Source organism: Nostoc sp. (genome assembly GCF_036917135.1).
In the GTDB taxonomy this organism is placed as follows: Bacteria; Cyanobacteriota; Cyanobacteriia; order Cyanobacteriales; family Nostocaceae; genus Nostoc.
In genome coordinates, this window is sequence record NZ_JBALEA010000076.1 from 17,889 (window position 1) to 34,175 (window position 16,287).

General features: G+C 38.8%; 13 protein-coding genes. 4 read left to right on the forward strand and 9 right to left on the reverse strand.

Annotation, left to right across the window (positions count from 1 at the left end; all coding sequences use genetic code 11):
* The first annotated feature begins 49 nt into the window (after positions 1-49).
* Positions 50-688, forward strand: a complete 639-nt coding sequence (locus V7K50_RS23680; protein WP_334964313.1) for a peroxiredoxin — start codon at positions 50-52, stop codon at positions 686-688.
* A gap of 171 nt (positions 689-859) precedes the next feature.
* Here V7K50_RS23680 and V7K50_RS23685 read toward each other — a convergent pair whose 3' ends face one another.
* The 3 genes from V7K50_RS23685 to V7K50_RS23695 form a co-directional block, all read right to left on the reverse strand.
* A complete protein-coding gene (locus tag V7K50_RS23685) occupies positions 860-2,074 on the reverse strand; it encodes an RNA-guided endonuclease InsQ/TnpB family protein (RefSeq protein WP_334964315.1) in 1,215 nt (404 codons plus the stop codon).
* 231 nt (positions 2,075-2,305) lie between these two features.
* Positions 2,306-2,581: a hypothetical protein gene (locus V7K50_RS23690; protein ID WP_334964317.1), complete on the reverse strand. Its 276-nt coding sequence runs from the start codon at positions 2,579-2,581 to the stop codon at positions 2,306-2,308.
* Positions 2,582-2,801: 220 nt separating this feature from the next.
* Complete coding sequence (locus V7K50_RS23695; protein ID WP_334964319.1) at positions 2,802-3,269, reverse strand: VOC family protein; 468 nt, start codon at positions 3,267-3,269, stop codon at positions 2,802-2,804.
* Positions 3,270-3,346: 77 nt separating this feature from the next.
* Between V7K50_RS23695 and V7K50_RS23700 the strand changes: the two genes are divergently transcribed.
* Positions 3,347-3,820 (forward strand): DUF4385 domain-containing protein, encoded by a 474-nt coding sequence (locus tag V7K50_RS23700; protein WP_334964321.1) that lies wholly within the window; start codon positions 3,347-3,349, stop codon positions 3,818-3,820.
* A gap of 87 nt (positions 3,821-3,907) precedes the next feature.
* The gene (locus V7K50_RS23705; protein WP_334964323.1) at positions 3,908-4,684 is read left to right on the forward strand and encodes an ABC transporter ATP-binding protein; all 777 of its coding nucleotides are present in this window, start codon (positions 3,908-3,910) and stop codon (positions 4,682-4,684) included.
* A gap of 107 nt (positions 4,685-4,791) precedes the next feature.
* Here the strand turns inward: V7K50_RS23705 and V7K50_RS23710 are convergent, their stop codons facing one another.
* Positions 4,792-5,454 (reverse strand): GIY-YIG nuclease family protein, encoded by a 663-nt coding sequence (locus V7K50_RS23710; protein WP_334964325.1) that lies wholly within the window; start codon positions 5,452-5,454, stop codon positions 4,792-4,794.
* Positions 5,455-5,682: 228 nt separating this feature from the next.
* On the opposite strand from V7K50_RS23710, the gene V7K50_RS23715 reads away from it, so the two are divergent.
* Positions 5,683-6,612: a carbohydrate ABC transporter permease gene (locus tag V7K50_RS23715; RefSeq protein ID WP_334964327.1), complete on the forward strand. Its 930-nt coding sequence runs from the start codon at positions 5,683-5,685 to the stop codon at positions 6,610-6,612.
* Between the two features lie 190 nt (positions 6,613-6,802).
* Here V7K50_RS23715 and V7K50_RS23720 read toward each other — a convergent pair whose 3' ends face one another.
* The 5 genes from V7K50_RS23720 to V7K50_RS23740 all read right to left on the reverse strand — a co-directional run bounded on the left by V7K50_RS23720 (position 6,803) and on the right by V7K50_RS23740 (position 16,242).
* On the reverse strand, positions 6,803-8,839 hold the full coding sequence (locus V7K50_RS23720) for an acylase (protein WP_334964618.1): 2,037 nt from the start codon (positions 8,837-8,839) through the stop codon (positions 6,803-6,805).
* A gap of 207 nt (positions 8,840-9,046) precedes the next feature.
* Entirely contained in the window at positions 9,047-9,271 is a 225-nt protein-coding gene (locus V7K50_RS23725) for an MbtH family protein (RefSeq protein WP_334964329.1), read from the reverse strand.
* A 211-nt stretch (positions 9,272-9,482) separates the two neighbouring features.
* Complete coding sequence (locus tag V7K50_RS23730) at positions 9,483-10,919, reverse strand: aspartate aminotransferase family protein (RefSeq protein ID WP_334964331.1); 1,437 nt, start codon at positions 10,917-10,919, stop codon at positions 9,483-9,485.
* 124 nt (positions 10,920-11,043) lie between these two features.
* Positions 11,044-11,796 carry a class I SAM-dependent DNA methyltransferase gene (locus tag V7K50_RS23735; RefSeq protein ID WP_334964333.1) on the reverse strand — a complete coding sequence of 251 codons (753 nt, stop codon included), beginning with the start codon at positions 11,794-11,796 and terminating at the stop codon, positions 11,044-11,046.
* Between the two features lie 72 nt (positions 11,797-11,868).
* Positions 11,869-16,242 (reverse strand): non-ribosomal peptide synthetase family protein, encoded by a 4,374-nt coding sequence (locus V7K50_RS23740; RefSeq protein WP_334964335.1) that lies wholly within the window; start codon positions 16,240-16,242, stop codon positions 11,869-11,871.
* Positions 16,243-16,287: the final 45 nt, after the last annotated feature.

Sequence of the window (16,287 nt, forward strand, 5' to 3'; positions counted from 1 at the left end):
TGATTGCATACTAGAATATATATGCTTTTCTAACTACAGGGAATCTCACATGGCTCTCCGTCTAGGTGACACAGTACCCAACTTTACGCAAGCCTCAACACACGGCGACATCGATTTTTACGAATGGGCAGGTGACAGCTGGATTGTGCTGTTCTCTCACCCTGCTGATTTTACACCTGTTTGCACAACAGAACTCGGCACAGTTGCCAAGCTCAAACCAGAATTTGACAAGCGCAATGTCAAAGCGATCGCACTCAGCGTTGATGATGTAGAATCTCACAAAGGCTGGGTGGGAGACATTGAAGAAACTCAAAGCACCACCCTTAACTACCCAATTTTGGCAGATGGCGATCGCAAGGTTTCTAACCTTTACGACATGATCCACCCCAATGCTAATGCGGCTGTGACAGTGCGATCGGTTTTTGTGATTGACCCCAAGAAGAAACTCCGTCTGACTTTCACCTACCCTCCCAGCACGGGACGCAACTTTGATGAACTTTTACGGGTGATTGATTCTCTGCAATTGACTGATAATTATAGCGTGGCCACACCAGCTGACTGGAAAGATGGAGAGGATGTCGTAATTGTCCCCTCACTCAAAGATCCAGAAGTACTCAAAGAGAAATTTCCCAAAGGTTACAAGGAAGTTAAACCCTATCTGCGGCTAACTCCTCAGCCTAACAAGTAAATCTGAAAATGATTTCGGATAAAAAAGCAAAGGCGGAAAGTTATTAGCAGTTCTTAGTTGAGTTCAATACATACCTAATCCCCACCCCTTCCCTACCTCTCCCTAACCCTCTCCTACGAGGCTACCGTGTATACACATCTCTGTTCCAAATCAAAATCGTTAGAGATCCCCCTAAATCCATGCCACTTGCTCTACTTGGGGAGACCCCAAGACCGCAGTGGCTCCCCTTAAAAAGGGGGACTTTGAGAGGTTTTTGCCCCCTTTTTTAAGGGGGGTTGGGGGGATCATAAGCTTGTGGAGTAATGTTAGAAGACTTGTGTGTACACCATAGCTCCTACGAGGAGAGGGAAGCGGAAAAACTTTTGTTGCTGTCAGGAGAGTAACCTTTTGGGTGGTAGATGTGTAGAAAAATATGCACCAAGGGATAATGAAGTAAGACTCTTTGGCAGAGCAGAAAATCATGGTCAACCTATCACTCAAGCAGCGAATTCCTCCTTTTTGATTTTTGAGGCAGTGGTCAATAATCAACTTTGCACTTTTGTTGATCCCATCTCTCATTTGATGGTTTCGTTTTCTGGTAACTCGATCTAACCAACTGTCCCAGTAGTCACTTGATTTACCTTCTTTTTTAGTAGATACTCTTTTATTCCAGAGTTGATTGTCAGCTTTTAGTTTTCTTGAGTCAATTAAAAACGAATTTCCTAAAGTGTCTACACAGGCTGCTAAATTATCAGCAGTTCCCAAGTCAATCGATAGGGCTTCACTAAAAGTGAAATCAGCAATTTTTTGCTCAACCAAATAAGATAATTCCAGGTAAAAAGCCCGATTTTTGCATAAAATAGTAAACTCTTTGACCTTTGAGAAATCTAAGTTAATTGGCATCTGGAGAAAGAATTCAGATATCCCAAACCATCTTTTTACTGTCAAACCTAAAGGAAATCTAATTTGATTATTTTCAAGAGTTGGCTTACCCGCGCCAGTGTTGGGAAACGCAACTTTAAAAAGTTTAGATCCTTCGAGATAACTAGGAGGCTTAGGTTTAAAAAGCAACTCACCTTTCAAAAAATAGTTTTTTAATTCTTTGAAGGATCTAAAAGCCTCACTCACTGACATTAGTGTTTGTTGAGCAACTACCGAAGGTAGTGAGCTTGCTAATCTGGTCTTGCTAACAGTTGACTCATATATTAGGTCGAATTTACCAGTGAGTAACTTACCAGTTTTGAAGAGTGTTTGTCTAGCAAAATAGACCCCGGAATTATAGAGTTTCCCTGATTGTTGACAAAGATACTCCAATATCGCTTTAGTATCTTTATCAGGGGATAATAGGACTTGTTGAACTCCCATTAAGGGCTTAATTTTGACCATAGTTTGTATTTTTTTTACCATATCTATGGTCTCATAAGATTATAAATTAATCAAGAAAAACGCAGGCGACTAAAGCCGCACGAGTCGCTTATATCTCAGGTCTAAAGACACTCAGTTTTACGCTTACCGAGAGGTTTATAAAATCCTAGTTCGTAGTGAGTGATGAATCACTCAAAGCAAGGATTATCAGGACTTTAGTCCTGACTACAAACTTGAATTTATTTAGGCCTAGCTATTTATTTTGGCATCAGTCTATTTTTGAATAATGAGACTGGCATTTTTAGTTGCACTATCCCAAACAATCCAATTAATAGAATTATCTAAATCATCGGCGCTATTTGAAACTTTAAAATACAGCTTCTCTGCGCCTTTAGTTTCAATGGCAAAGTCGGCATTTTGGGCATAAACGACTTTAAAACCTTTGTCTCGTAAACAATACATCGCCCAAGCTTTCAATGATTGCTTGTATGCTTCGTGTGGAATTGGCGGTTTTGTAATTGTCTCTTCGATGACTTTAAATATTTGCATGAGTTTAACGCTCATAGTAGATTAACTATTGTCCTTTGTTGTTGCCTAGATCCCCGACTTCTTAAATAAGTCGGGGATCTAAATCCAGTTTCAGTTAAGTGACATTCTACCCTATCGTGTGTTTTATCCAAGCATTTTCAAACATTTTAAGAATAGAATTAAGGTTTAATGTCAGTGCTGTCATAGAAGTACTTCCCGTTTTTTGCTGACAAATAATTATTTAATGAACATCTGGATCGCAACGAATTTCAATCATAAAGCCATCTGGATCGTAAAAATACACACCTCTACCAGTAGGACGAGTGACTGGGCCATGAGCGATCGCTATTTTATTTTCTCTGATCACTGTCACCGCGCGATCGAATAACTGCGGATCTATGTCAAAGGCTAGATGGTAGGCTCTGGTGAAAGTCTTTTCTGGGTCTGGATTTGGTGGTGTTAAATCGGGTGACCCAAATAAATCCAATATCGTCCCATCTGGGGTGATGAAGTTGGCTACTTTCCCGGATGCGACAAGTTCCAGCAGGGTTGTGGGTACTTCCTCGCCTGTAAGTTCATGCAAACCTAAGATTGTGCCATAAAAGTAGCGGGAAGCTTGCATATCCTGGACGTTGAGGGCGATATGATGCACTTTACGCAGATTTCCTGGTGCAAGGACACTGTTCACAGATTGGGTGCTAGATAGCATAGTAGAACCAACTTTTTTTACTAAGATAGAAGTTGAACTTTTTTCTTAAAGTTTATTATTCCTAATAAAAATCTATCATGCCATTTGATTATTCTTTAGATTTTAAAAATATTGATTTTCGCCAACATCCTGAACTCTATCGGGTTGGTAAGGGTGAGCAGGGTGTACTTTTGGTTGAACCATACAAATCAGAAATTCTTCCCTATTGGCGGTTCAAAACTCCTGATATTGCTAAAGAGTCAAGTGAAAAAATCTACTATATGTTCCTTGTTTACCTAGAACAAGATGATTTTGTTGGCGCAGATATGGCACGAAAGTTTATCCAAATGGGTTATACTCGCTCTCGACGTTATGCTAATCATAAAAGTGGTAGAAAATATAAACACAATTCGGAAACTTCCGATTCCAAAAAAGAGATTCTTCCTGATGAAGTAGACCCAGTAAAAGCAGAATCAGCAGCAATATTTAAAGCCAAGTGGATATTAGCAAAGACAAATGATAAATATCAAGAGCTTTTAGTTAAACATAAGCAGATGTACGAGTTACACTAGTACTTTGTCAATGCGTAAGTCCTAAAGAGTGTTAAATAATCCACCCAAATCTTGTAAGATGAAGTTTCTCATTTGGGAATTTTGGAAATGCCATTAGAACTACAAAATCTCACAGGCGGTTATGCCTTAGTGCCAATTGTCCAAGACATTAACCTCACGCTGCAAACAGGAGAATGGTTGAGTTTAGTTGGTGCTAATGGCTCAGGTAAATCTACTTTACTCAAATTGCTGAGTCGTATTTTATCGCCCCAACAGGGAACAGTGCTACTTGATGGCAAAGCAATTCACTCTCAACCGCCAAATCTAGTTGCACAGAAATTGGCATTATTACCGCAACAACAAACGGTTCCCGTTGGCTTAACGGTGCGACAATTAGTAAGTTTAGGACGCACGCCACATCAATCTTGGTGGCAATGGGAATTAAAAGCCCAAGATTGGATCAAAGTGGAAGCTGCAATTAAAAAAACGCAACTAGAAAAATTAAGTGATCGCTTAGTAGAACAACTCTCAGGTGGTGAAAGACAACGGGCTTTTTTAGCTTTAGCATTGGCGCAAGAACCAAAAGTTTTACTATTAGATGAACCGACAACTTTTTTAGATATCAACTATCAATTGCAACTATTAGAACTGCTTAAAGAACTGAATCAGCAACAGGAATTAACTATTGTCACAGTTTTACACGAACTGAATTTAGCAGCTCGGTATAGTTCTCGCATTGCACTATTAAAACAGGGTCGTATTTGGGAAGTTGGTACACCTGAACAAGTTCTGACACCAAGTGCGATCGTTCAAGTTTTCGGTGTAGAATCAGTGATTATTCAGACGCCTGTGGGATTACAAGTTTGTGCTATTTCTGCTGTTTAAGATTCTAGTCTGCTAAAGTTTTCATCATAAAAAACTCTTGGATACCCCATCCTGTAAAGAGATGGAGTATCCAAGTTGGGAAATAACGCGAAAACTCAACACTTATCCTAAGACTTAGTTTCCTGTGTCTGTGCGTCAATAATTATACTCCAGTCATCGTTTTTCACAGCCGCTTCAAGTAGACGCTGACGTTCGGCTATACTCGCATCTGCTGTTTCTGACTCTTTAGAAAGGGTTGTGTCAGCCATTGCTTTCCGCAGTTTTAGCTTTTTCTCCTCGTAGGCTTGAAGTTGGGCTTCTGACATTACTGCCTTAGTAGCTTCGCCTACTGTGCTAGCCCACATTTCGCAATCGGTTGCGTTACCAGGTGGCGTACTTTGGAGTTCTGCTATCCACGCATCTCGCAAATCCTCCATTTCTTGACGCTTGGGGAACTTGAATGCTTGCACACGCACAAAAGTACACTTTTGCTCACCATTTTGGGTGACATGACTGTTTAGCGAAAGCAACACATTTCGAGAATAGCCAATGTACTGGGTGAGGCGTTCTACGTCCAATACTGCGTAAACACCTGCAATTTTTGCATTCTCAGCAGCCGCACACCAAGCTTCAAGGTCAATGATTTCAGCGCTATTGTTTGGCAGTTCAGGAGTTATACTCACCTCAATGGCGGCGTGTTCATCCTCAGAACTGTACAAAAATTCATGTAGTCCACGGTGGTTTATGGGGACATTTTGATGTTCAATTGGCGCGTTGTGCTGAGTTTCCATCGCAGTTGATCTCCGAGTTATAAATTAGCGATCGCAAAGCAAATATATGCCCTTAAAATATTGAAGCTTAAATCTACTCACATTTCCAAATTCTTTAGGACTTACGCAAGAGTTATGGAATAACGAACCGCAGAGGCACAGAGGACACAGAGAAATCAGAGTTTGAGAGATATTTTGCGTAAGTCCTATCCTTGTTCTGACAAAGCCAAAACAACTATTAAACTTCCTATGAATCAATTTACACCTAAAAATTTGATGTTCATCCAACAAAGACTAACCCCTTATTTATTTTTGCTACCTGCCTTAGTTCTTTTGGGGTTAACTGTCTTTTGGCCTGCATTGCAAGCGTTTTACCTCAGCTTTACCAGCTACGAAGATATTGCTCAACCGCCGCAATGGATAGGTTTCGCCAACTTCCTCAAGCTTTGGAAAGATGCAGTTTTTTGGAAAACCTTAGAAAACACTTTTCTATATCTTGTGGGTGTAGTCCCAATTTTAGTAATTGCTCCTTTAGTACTGGCAATTTTGGTAAATCAGAAACTACGGGGGATGAATTGGTTTAGAGCAGCATACTATACCCCAGTAGTAATTTCAATGGTGGTTGCGGGAATAGCTTGGAAATGGCTGTATGCAGAAAACGGATTACTGAATCAGTTGCTAAAAGTTTTAGGTATTTTTCCAGAAGGTATCCCTTGGCTAACTAGTCCAACAAAAATTCTTGGTATTGTACCAATTTCTCTAGCCAGCGTGATGGCTGTCACCGTGTGGAAGGGACTAGGCTACTATATGGTGATTTATTTAGCGGGGTTGCAATCAATTCCCTCTGATGTGTACGAAGCCGCAGCCATTGATGGCTCGGATGGTATTAACAAACACTGGGATATCACCATACCTTTGATGAAACCATATTTAGCATTAGTGGCGGTGATTTCGGCTATTTCTGCGACCAAAGTGTTTGAAGAAGTATACATTATGACTCAAGGAGGACCACTCAATAGCTCGAAAACGATTGTTTATTATCTATATGAGCAAGCCTTCAACAATTTGGAAATTAGCTATGCTTGCACAATTGGACTAGTGCTATTTTTGATAATTTTAGGGTTGTCAATTTTGCGATTAGTTATTAATCAGCAGGGAGACGATAATATCAGAATTTGATATTGGCCACAATGACTAAGTAATGAGTAATAAGTAATAAGTAATGAGTAATAAGTAACAAGTAATGAGTAATAATGAGTAATAAGTTTTTCATCTACTCATTACTTATTACTCATTACTCATTACTTTTCAAGAATCTCAGTCACTTTTAGTGCTGAGAGTGTCAACACTAACTGAACCAGATTGGATTTTAGAATATCTTGCGTTCAGCTAAATGGGATAGAATATCCTGGTGCGATCGCCAAACTTGTCGCAACTGCTTGCGGGCTAAAAATTTCAACTGGTCGCTAACATGGGGTGAACCTGGTTGAGTTGCATTACCGTAACTGGTAAGCGCCATCGCTTTTACAGGTTGAGAAAATTCAATCGCCGCAACATAAGAATCACCAGAAACAGATTTGAAGCGCCCGTCTGACAGTGGAACAAAGTTGAGGACGCGGAAAATACCAAGTCCGCCATCACCACCATTTGCAGGCAAATCGACATCACCAGACTGTAGCCGAAAAACATCTCCCCAGGCTACATCTAGGCTTCCATAAGTTTTTTCCACTTTAGCTGCAACAGTTAAGAGTGTTGTGACTGCACTTTGAGGATTAGCCAAGCCATCAGGTGTAGTCCGTGGAGCGTCTTCACTCCAGGGTTTGCTAAATACACTATCGAAGTCTATCGCATCCACCCAAGCTGCGAATAGTACTGCACCTCGGCTATCTGCATTGGTTTGTCGATCCCAAGCTGATAGTACATCAGCAGTTCGATGAGCTAATTCGCCTCCGTACTTTCGGGCGGCTGGAATTAAGTCATCCAAAAGCCGATCTGCCAGTTCCAGACGTGTTGAATGTTTATCGGAAACCATTTCAGCAAAAGAGATTTTGTCATCCTCTGCTAGCATCCGCACCGAACGTTGCGATCGCAATTCCATTGGCCCGCGCGGTGCCATATAAGGGGGATAATTATCTGGGTTGAGAACCTGGGGAAAGGTTGTTGTCCAAGGTGGGTCATTTGTATTTTGTAACCAGCCGCTTTTGGGATCAATTACGCGCGGTAGATCCTGATATGGATGAGTTTTTGTCCATAAGGTTTTAGATGTGTCGCCAGGAATTAAACCTTGCCAGTATTCAAAATCGCCTTGTTGACGAATTGGCACTTGACCATTAAACAGGTGCATAATATGCCCTTCCCTGTCTGCATACATCACTGTGAACATCGGCAGTTGTAATCGTTGCAGTACAGCTTGAAACTGGGTGAGGTTTTGGGAACGTGCCATATCCCACCACTGTTGTAGTACACCTGGTTGGTCAAGACCCACTACGCGCAGTGCCACAGTTTTACCATCTTTCCGTGAGCTGACTGGCCCGTGGATAGAACTTTCCACTACAAGTTTTTTTGAGCGTAGCGTACCGTCTTTTTGTTTCACTTTCAAAGACAGGGTTTTGGTCTTAAAAGCTCGGACTTGACCATCGAAGCGATAACCACCATCAGCTAGTTTTAGTTCGTAGGCATCCCAGCCATCAAGGGTATTTACTGTATGAGTCCAACCCAAATTATCATTAAAGGCGATCGCTAAAACGGGAATTCCCACCAGTGTAGCTCCGTAAGCATCAATTCCCGGTGCAGTAATTTGTGCTTCATACCACAGAAATAAATCTGACCAAGGCAGGTGGGGATTAGCCAGCAGCATAGCATGACCATTTTCAGAATGTGATGGTGCGATCGCCCAACCATTAGACCCTGCTTGTGACTGATTTTTTGTGACACCTGCGGCTTCTTCTGGATTGACAATAAAAGTAAAATTCATTACCCGCATCAGGTGAGCCAGCACGTCTTCGCCTTTAACTGGTAGCACAATTTCAACTTCATCAGCAATCAAATCCTGATGTTTCTCAGCATAAGTATTAATTCCAGTGGCAAAAGCATCAAGATAACGCCGGAACTTGGGATTTTGTGCTAAGTACCAAGAATGCGATCGTTCTGGTACTCCCATAGTTTGTACCCAACGATCTGATTCTAAATACTTTTCTCCCCAATATTCGGCAGCACGTCCCCGTGCTTGACCGTAGAGATGCAAAAGCAGGTTGCCATGACTCTGCATCTGTGCCCAACCAAAAGCTTGAAAGGCACTTTGGTTATCCTTGCCATAAATATGCGGCACACCATAAGTATCCCAAAGTATTTCAGTTGTTTTTGGCGAAGAACTAAAGCTTTGGTTTCCTACTACCAAAACAAACATGAGGGCGAGTAAAAATGGTAAAACTCTCAAGATATAGTGTTTATTGCCATTCGACTTTAAACCTATAAAACCAAACAACTGTATTTTGCTAATAAACATTAGAGTTAATGAATGGGGATTGTTGAATAATCCCCAATAATTTAGACTGCCAATTTCTCTAGATAGGCTAAAAAAGAGGTAATAACTTATAGCCGCTTCAAACAACGCCTAAGTCTGATGAGCAGATTCTTCCATTTTCTTCTTGAGGCTTAAAGGTCTCATATCTGTCCATACTTCCTTAATATATTCAAGGCATTCTTGCTTAAGACCAGTTTTGCCTGCGTCTCTCCAGCCCAGGGGGTTTTCTCGGTTAGCAAGCCAGATTGAATATTGTTCTTCGTGATTTACGACAACTTTGTAAATTGTCATGTCTTCTGTTTCGTTCTGATACATTTTTATTGCCTGGTAATTGATTATTTATGTTCTCTTAAAACCTGAAAATCTATATTAAACCAGCATTCTATAAATAAAATACCTCTTAATACTATTTAATTCACCTTGATAATTGAAAATACAGAATGCAATAGTTGCCATATTTTAAATACCACCAAAACTGTTAGTTCAAGTATTGATAACTCTAAAATTACAATATCCCAGCTTAAAATTATATAAAGCCACCTTCCCGCAGATTACTGACGCTATCTTTAACGACTTGAATAATGTAGTTAATATCTTCATCTGTATGGGCTGTTGATAAATAACCGCTTACACCTAATAGGTGGACTCCTCTGTCGAGAAGATGATATTTTAACAAGCTCATTGCTACAGAAGCAGCAGAATTTCCCTCAGAAAGCTCTAAAGATGCAGAACCAAATAGTGAGCCAAAATTCGCCATCTGTAGCGGTATTCCATCAGCTGCAAAATAATTATTCAAAGCTGTAACAAATTGCGTTGTCCGTTCATTCAAATTCTGTTGGAGAGAAGACCCCGAATTTTGCATATATATTAGTACAGCTTTTGCAGCAGCCAGCGCTAACGGATGCTTACAAAAAGTACCTGCAAAAAACGTCTTTTTTACCAGAGGATAAGAAGCATCGCCATAATTCCACATACCTCCATCAATTGCATCCATATAAATATTTTTACCAGCAATCACCCCAATTGGTATCCCACCGCCAACAATTTTTCCATAGGTGGCTATGTCTGCTTGTACATCAAAATAAGCTTGGGCGCCACCAGGATGAATCCGAAACCCTGTTACCATTTCATCAAAGATTAAGGTAATTCCAGATTCTTGTGTTATTTTCCTCAATTCCTGAAGAAATTCTCTTGGTTGTAAAGCCGGTCTAGCAGTTTGTACAGGAACTACTAAAACTGCTGCTAATTCTTGCTTATGTGCTTTAATAACTTCTAATGATTGAGGATTGCCATAATCTAAAACTAAAACATCATTGACAAAGTTTTGTAATACTCCAGGTGCTAAGGGTATAGCATATTGATTATCTTCTGCCTTATTTTTTTTAACTAAAGTGCCATCAAAATGACCATGATAAGAACCTGAAAATATGACAACTTTCTGACGTTCTGTAACGGCTCTAGCAATGCGGATAGCGGTCATTACTGCTTCAGTACCAGTATTACTAAAACAAACCCGCTCCATTCCTGTAAGTTGAGAAATTAACTCAGCTACCTCGCCAACAATTTCTGATTGAGGGCCAATTTGAATTCCTTTATCAAGTTGGGCGATTAAGGCTTCTTTAATAAAGGGGGGGTTATGACCAAAGAGATTTATTCCCAACCCCATCATTAAATCTACGTATTCATTTCCATCTACATCCCAGATTTTGGAACCCAGAGAGCGATTAGCAACAATGGGGTAATACATTTCCTTGAAGAGTAAATTGAACTCTCCTAAGTTTTTATCATCAGAGAGAACTGGGCGATAAGATTGGGAAAGATGTTTTGATGTTTTGGTGCGATCGCTATAGCGATTGATAAAATATTGTAAATACTTTTGCTGCTGATTAGTAAGTCCTGCTTTCGCTAACAATTCGGTTAAAATGTCTGATTTTTGATGTAATGTAACTGGTTGTGTATTCATGCAATTATTTCGTATTTTAGGTTAATTTTTATGGACCTACAAATTGTATTTAAAACGACTTGTAAATTGCTTTCAAAGAATGAGGGGTTTACCAAAGCACATTTTTTGATTTTAGAGATTTCTATCAGTGCTTACGGCAAACAAAATAGGTAGTACCAGCTTCTCCAGTTCTTCCAAAATCACGTTCTGCATCATAAAAATTAATTTCGACGAATCCCACACTTGACAGAGCAGAAATCACGTCTTCCTTCGAGTAACATTTTTCTATTACAGTATGGTCAAAACGCCGCCAATTTTTGTTTTCTACTAAACTAAATATTGTAAATTTGACTTGACTAGTTTTTTCTTCTAGGTCATAAGTTCTTAGTGCAGCCCAAGCAAATTCATCTTTGACATTGCCTGATAGAGAACCTTGTAAGAAGTGTTTATACTGCTCTTCCGTATCTAAATCAAAGATAAAAATTCCGTTTGCTAATAGTGCTTTATATACATTATCAAAGACACCTATTAATTCCTCAATATTCATCATATAATTGACGACACAAGTTGCTGAAACAACGCCATCAAACATAGATGGCATTTCAAATGAGCGTGCATCACCAAGTATGAATTTGCCACCAGGGGCATTCTCTTGAGCATAATGTAACATCGACTCGGAGCCATCGAGTGCAGTTACTTTATATTCCTTTAGAAGTAGCTGTTTTGTTAGCTGTCCTGTACCGCAACCTAAGTCAAGAATATGCGCTCCCTTTGGTAAATATGGTAGAAATAATTTTTCTGTGCATAGCAGTGCTTTCTCACCAAGTGAAGGTGCCCAGTCCTCGTTATATAGTCTGGCAATAGGATCGTAACCAACATAACGGTTTGTAGAAGACATAAAATCATTTTCCTTTCTGTATTATGTATGTGTTTTTTTAGAGCAATTAACTCACAGCTATTGCATTTTTATTTATTTAGCTGTTAAATAACCATTTTCAATTAAATATAAAAAGTAAATCTTCAATAACTGCTCATCAATTTCTGGGCAAATGATAGACGAACTAGAAAGACCATTAATTGTATTTTTGGAGTCAAATTGTAGAATCCCTGAGTTAGATGTTTGCTTCTCTGACTCTCTTGCAGGAAAGAATGAAACAAGTGGATATAAAGGATGCTCTAATGAACCTTCAGTAATATTGAGTAATTTTTCTCGCCATTGCTCATAAGAATCTTGATCAATTGAATAACCCAATGAGCGAATATGGTCGATAAGTGTATTTGAGTGGAGGGTTTGAGGATGAACTAAGTGAAAGGTTTTCCCTAAAGATTCTTCCTGTTTCGATAAATGAACTATTGCTTTGCTGACATAATCTACAGGAACTATATTTTCTCTAATATCTATATCTGGCGCACTTCCCAATTGCACACAACCGATTATCAGTTTATACAGAAAGTCATTACTATTAAAGACCCCTATCTGGCTATGTCCCGATATACGTGATGGTCGATAAATAGAGATGGGAATTCCTCTTTCAGCCGCCGTTTGTACTAACTTCTCAGCTACCCATTTAGTTTGACAATATCCGTTATTAGGAAATTCCTTTTCATTCAGACTATCCTGTTCTCTAGCTAATTTAATTCCCGATTCAAGTTTTGCAGATACAACACCAGAACTAGAAATAAAATGTACTGGTTTAGTTTTAATTTTACTAGCTAATTTCAGAATTTCTTGTGTACCCAATACGTTTGTAGATTTCAGGATAGAGTAGGGATAAATATGATGTACCCAAGCACCATTATGGTAGATCACATCAATAGTGCTTGCCAATTGTTGGAATTTTTCAGTTTCTAATCCCAAAAGTGGCTTTGACAAATCGCCAGAAATCAGAATAATTCGGGAACTCCAAAGTTTGTTCCAAATTCCATAAGATTCTAGGTTAATTTGTAGCTTTTTATGACTATCCTGAAGGTTTTTGGAACGAACTAAGCAATAAATATCTGCTTTGGTTTGCTGTAAAAGTTCAGCTAGTAAAAATACTCCTAAAAAACCTGTGGCTCCAGTCAATAGAACAGCACTGGGTTCAAGGATAAACTTAAAGACATTTTGGGGATGAATTGTTGAATCTAAAACAGCTTCAGCTTTGAGATCCAAAAGTGGGTAATCAATTTCTGTTTGACAAACTCGATCAATATTCTCCGCTAAACCCGCTACAGTCGGTTTTTCTAACAAACTGCGTAAAGATATATCTAAGTTGAAAGCTTGTTTAACTTTGCTAAGTAGTTGAGTTGTTAATAAAGAATGTCCACCCAATTCAAAGAAGTTATCGTAAATACTAACTTTCTCAACTTTTAAGACTTCAGCCCAGATTTGAGTCAGCATTTCTTCTACAGGGGTGCGAGGAGAAACAAAATCTCCGATCAAGTCTGCTCTAATTTGCTCTGGTGCGGGTAGGGCTTTTCTATCAACTTTACCATTGGCACTTAGAGGTAATTCTTTTAACAGCACTATAGCCGATGGTATCATGAATTCTGGTAATTTTTCTTTTAAAAAGTTGCGTAGTTCATTAACTGTAATGGCTGATTTTGGCTGGGGAACTACATAAGCAACTAAGCGTTTGTTTCCTGGTACATCTTCACGAGCAATAACTGCTGTTTCTTGCACTCCAGGATATTGATTTAGTGCTGTCTCAATATCGCCTAACTCAATTCGGAAGCCACGAATTTTTACTTGGTTATCAATACGTCCCACAAACTCAATATTACCATCAGTGAGATATTTTGCTAAATCCCCAGTTTTATATAGGCGCATTCCTGGTTTTTCACTAAAGGGATGGGGAATAAATTTCTCAGATGTAATTGCAGATTGATTTAAATAACCTCTAGCTAAACCTTCACCACTAATATAAATTTCGCCAGGAATACCAACAGGAACCGGATGTAAATGAGAATCAAGTATATATATTTGTGTATTGTTTATGGGACAACCAATAGATATTTGAGTTTCTCTTTCTGGGGTATGACAATAATATACACTACTCCAAACAGTTGCTTCTGTCGGTCCGTATTCGTTAAATAAAGATGCTTCTGATTGTAACTGAGAATGATGTTGTACCAATTCTAACGGACAAGATTCACCAGCAACTATGACAGCACTAAGAGAATTTAAATGTTCTGGTTTTGCTTGTTGCAAAATTAGATCATACAGAGAAGGAAGGCTTAATAAATGGGAAATCAGATTTTGGAAAATTAGCTCTATGAGTTTAGGTACTTCCCGTTGCATACCTTCTTCTGGTAAGTGTAGAGTTCCGCCACAACAAAGTGTCCAGAAAATACCCGCAACAGAGCTATCAAATGCAAAGGATGAGAGTAACAAGAAGTTGCTGACAGGTTGTTGATAGTAGGTAATACGTGCAGTTGTTGAATTGACTAAGTTCCGATGTGCGATCGCAACTCCTTTCGGTTTACCCGTAGAGCCAGAAGTATAAATTATATAAGCTAAGTTTTCAGCATCTACTGTTATCAGGGGGTTTTCCTGACTTTCGCGCGTGTAGGCGTAGCCCGCACTTCGGCTGCGCTCAGTGACCGTCGTAGACATCGCTTCCCAATCGGTATCTAAGCAAATTATCTGTGCATTGTGGTTGGGTAAGCCTTCCAGTAAATGCTGCTGAGTCAATAATATAGATACCTGAGTATCTTCTAGCATGAAAGCTAAACGCTCTTGGGGATAGTGCGGATCGAGGGGAACATAAGCACCACCAGCTTTAAGAATGCCCAAAATACCAACAATCATGTCGAGCGAACGCTCGACACAAATTCCCACTAATACTTCTGCACTTACACCCAAATATTGGAGATAATGAGCTAATTGATTTGCCCGTGTATTAAGTTCAGCATAAGTTATTTGCTGATTGTTAAATGCCACAGCAATATTGTTTGGTGTGCGTTCTACTTGTTCTGTAAATAAATCGTGAATGCACTTATTTTGGGGATAATCTGCATTAGTTTGATTGAACTCTAAGAGAAGTTTATTTAGTGTGCGATCGCTTAAAATTTCTAATTCCCATATTGCAGTTTCGGGATGATGTACAGCACTTTCTAATAAATTCTGAAATTGCTCTGCTAAACCTGCAATATCCTCTGAAGAAAATAGATTACAGTCATAATGAAATTCTGTATTTAAATAATCATTCTTCTGTCTACAAGAAAGCTTAATTTTGAAACGCTCAGTACAGCTATCAAGCTTGTAAATAGAAAATAATATATTATCTGCACAATGTTTTGGATCTTCTTCTGTAAAATCAAAACCCACAGGACAAAAAGGCAAAATATCTGATATTTGTTCCCAATTAAAGCACTCTTGCCATTTGTGGATAGATTCTACAGACTCATGAACTTGCTGCAAAAATTGACTAAATTTGAAATTATCTTCTAAATGACAATAAACTGGTAAATATTTAGCAAATAGTCCTAATGCTCCTTTAAGTTCATCATATTTTCTGCCATTAAATTCCCTGGCAACGAGCATTTTTGATTGTCCATTTAGTCGTTGAAGTAAAATCATCCAGCAGGTTAGATAAAAGGTAGAAACAGAAGTATTATACTTGTGAGCTAATATTTCGATATTAGCTACCAGTTCCGGGGTAATGATTGAATTTACTAATTTTGGCTGAAATTTATGTTTTTCAGAGAGCCGGTTTTCAAAAGGAAGCTGGAAAGTGTCAAGAGTAGAGAAGTCTTGCTGTTGCCAATATTCTCTGCCTATTTTCGTTTCTTCTGCTTCTAGTATTTGATTTTGCCATTCTGAAAAGTCTGCATACTGGAGTGGTTCTTTAGATAATTCTTCATCGAATTTTCCTAAATAAGAAGTAGCTAGTTCCCGTACTAAACAATTAAAGGTTACTCTGTCTGCACAGAGAGCAGGTAAACTAATAAACAATAAATGCCGTTCTGGTGAAATATTTACTAGGGATGTATGTAAAACTAAACCTTGTTCAATCTCAAATTTTTGTTGTTCAAATTCATGAAATATTAATTTGATTTTCGCCTCTTGTTCTGGAACTGTAAAATTACTAATATTGCATTTCTTATCTAATATAACCTTCCTATCTGTAATTACCTGTACTGGAATAGTCATTCCAGGTAGACAAATAAAATTGGTGCGGAGAATCTCATAGCGATTGACAATATCTTGCAATGCCAATTCTAAATTATTGACATTAATATTTCCTTCAATCAAAATTATACAATCGCTACGATAAGCCCAAGTTTGATCAATTTGTTGTAGCAACCATAAATGCTCTTGTTGAGGTGAAAGTCTAAAACCCTCGATATTTTCTACTTGCATATTTCTACCTTGGTATTACTATAAATGCTTTGGGGTGTATAAGGC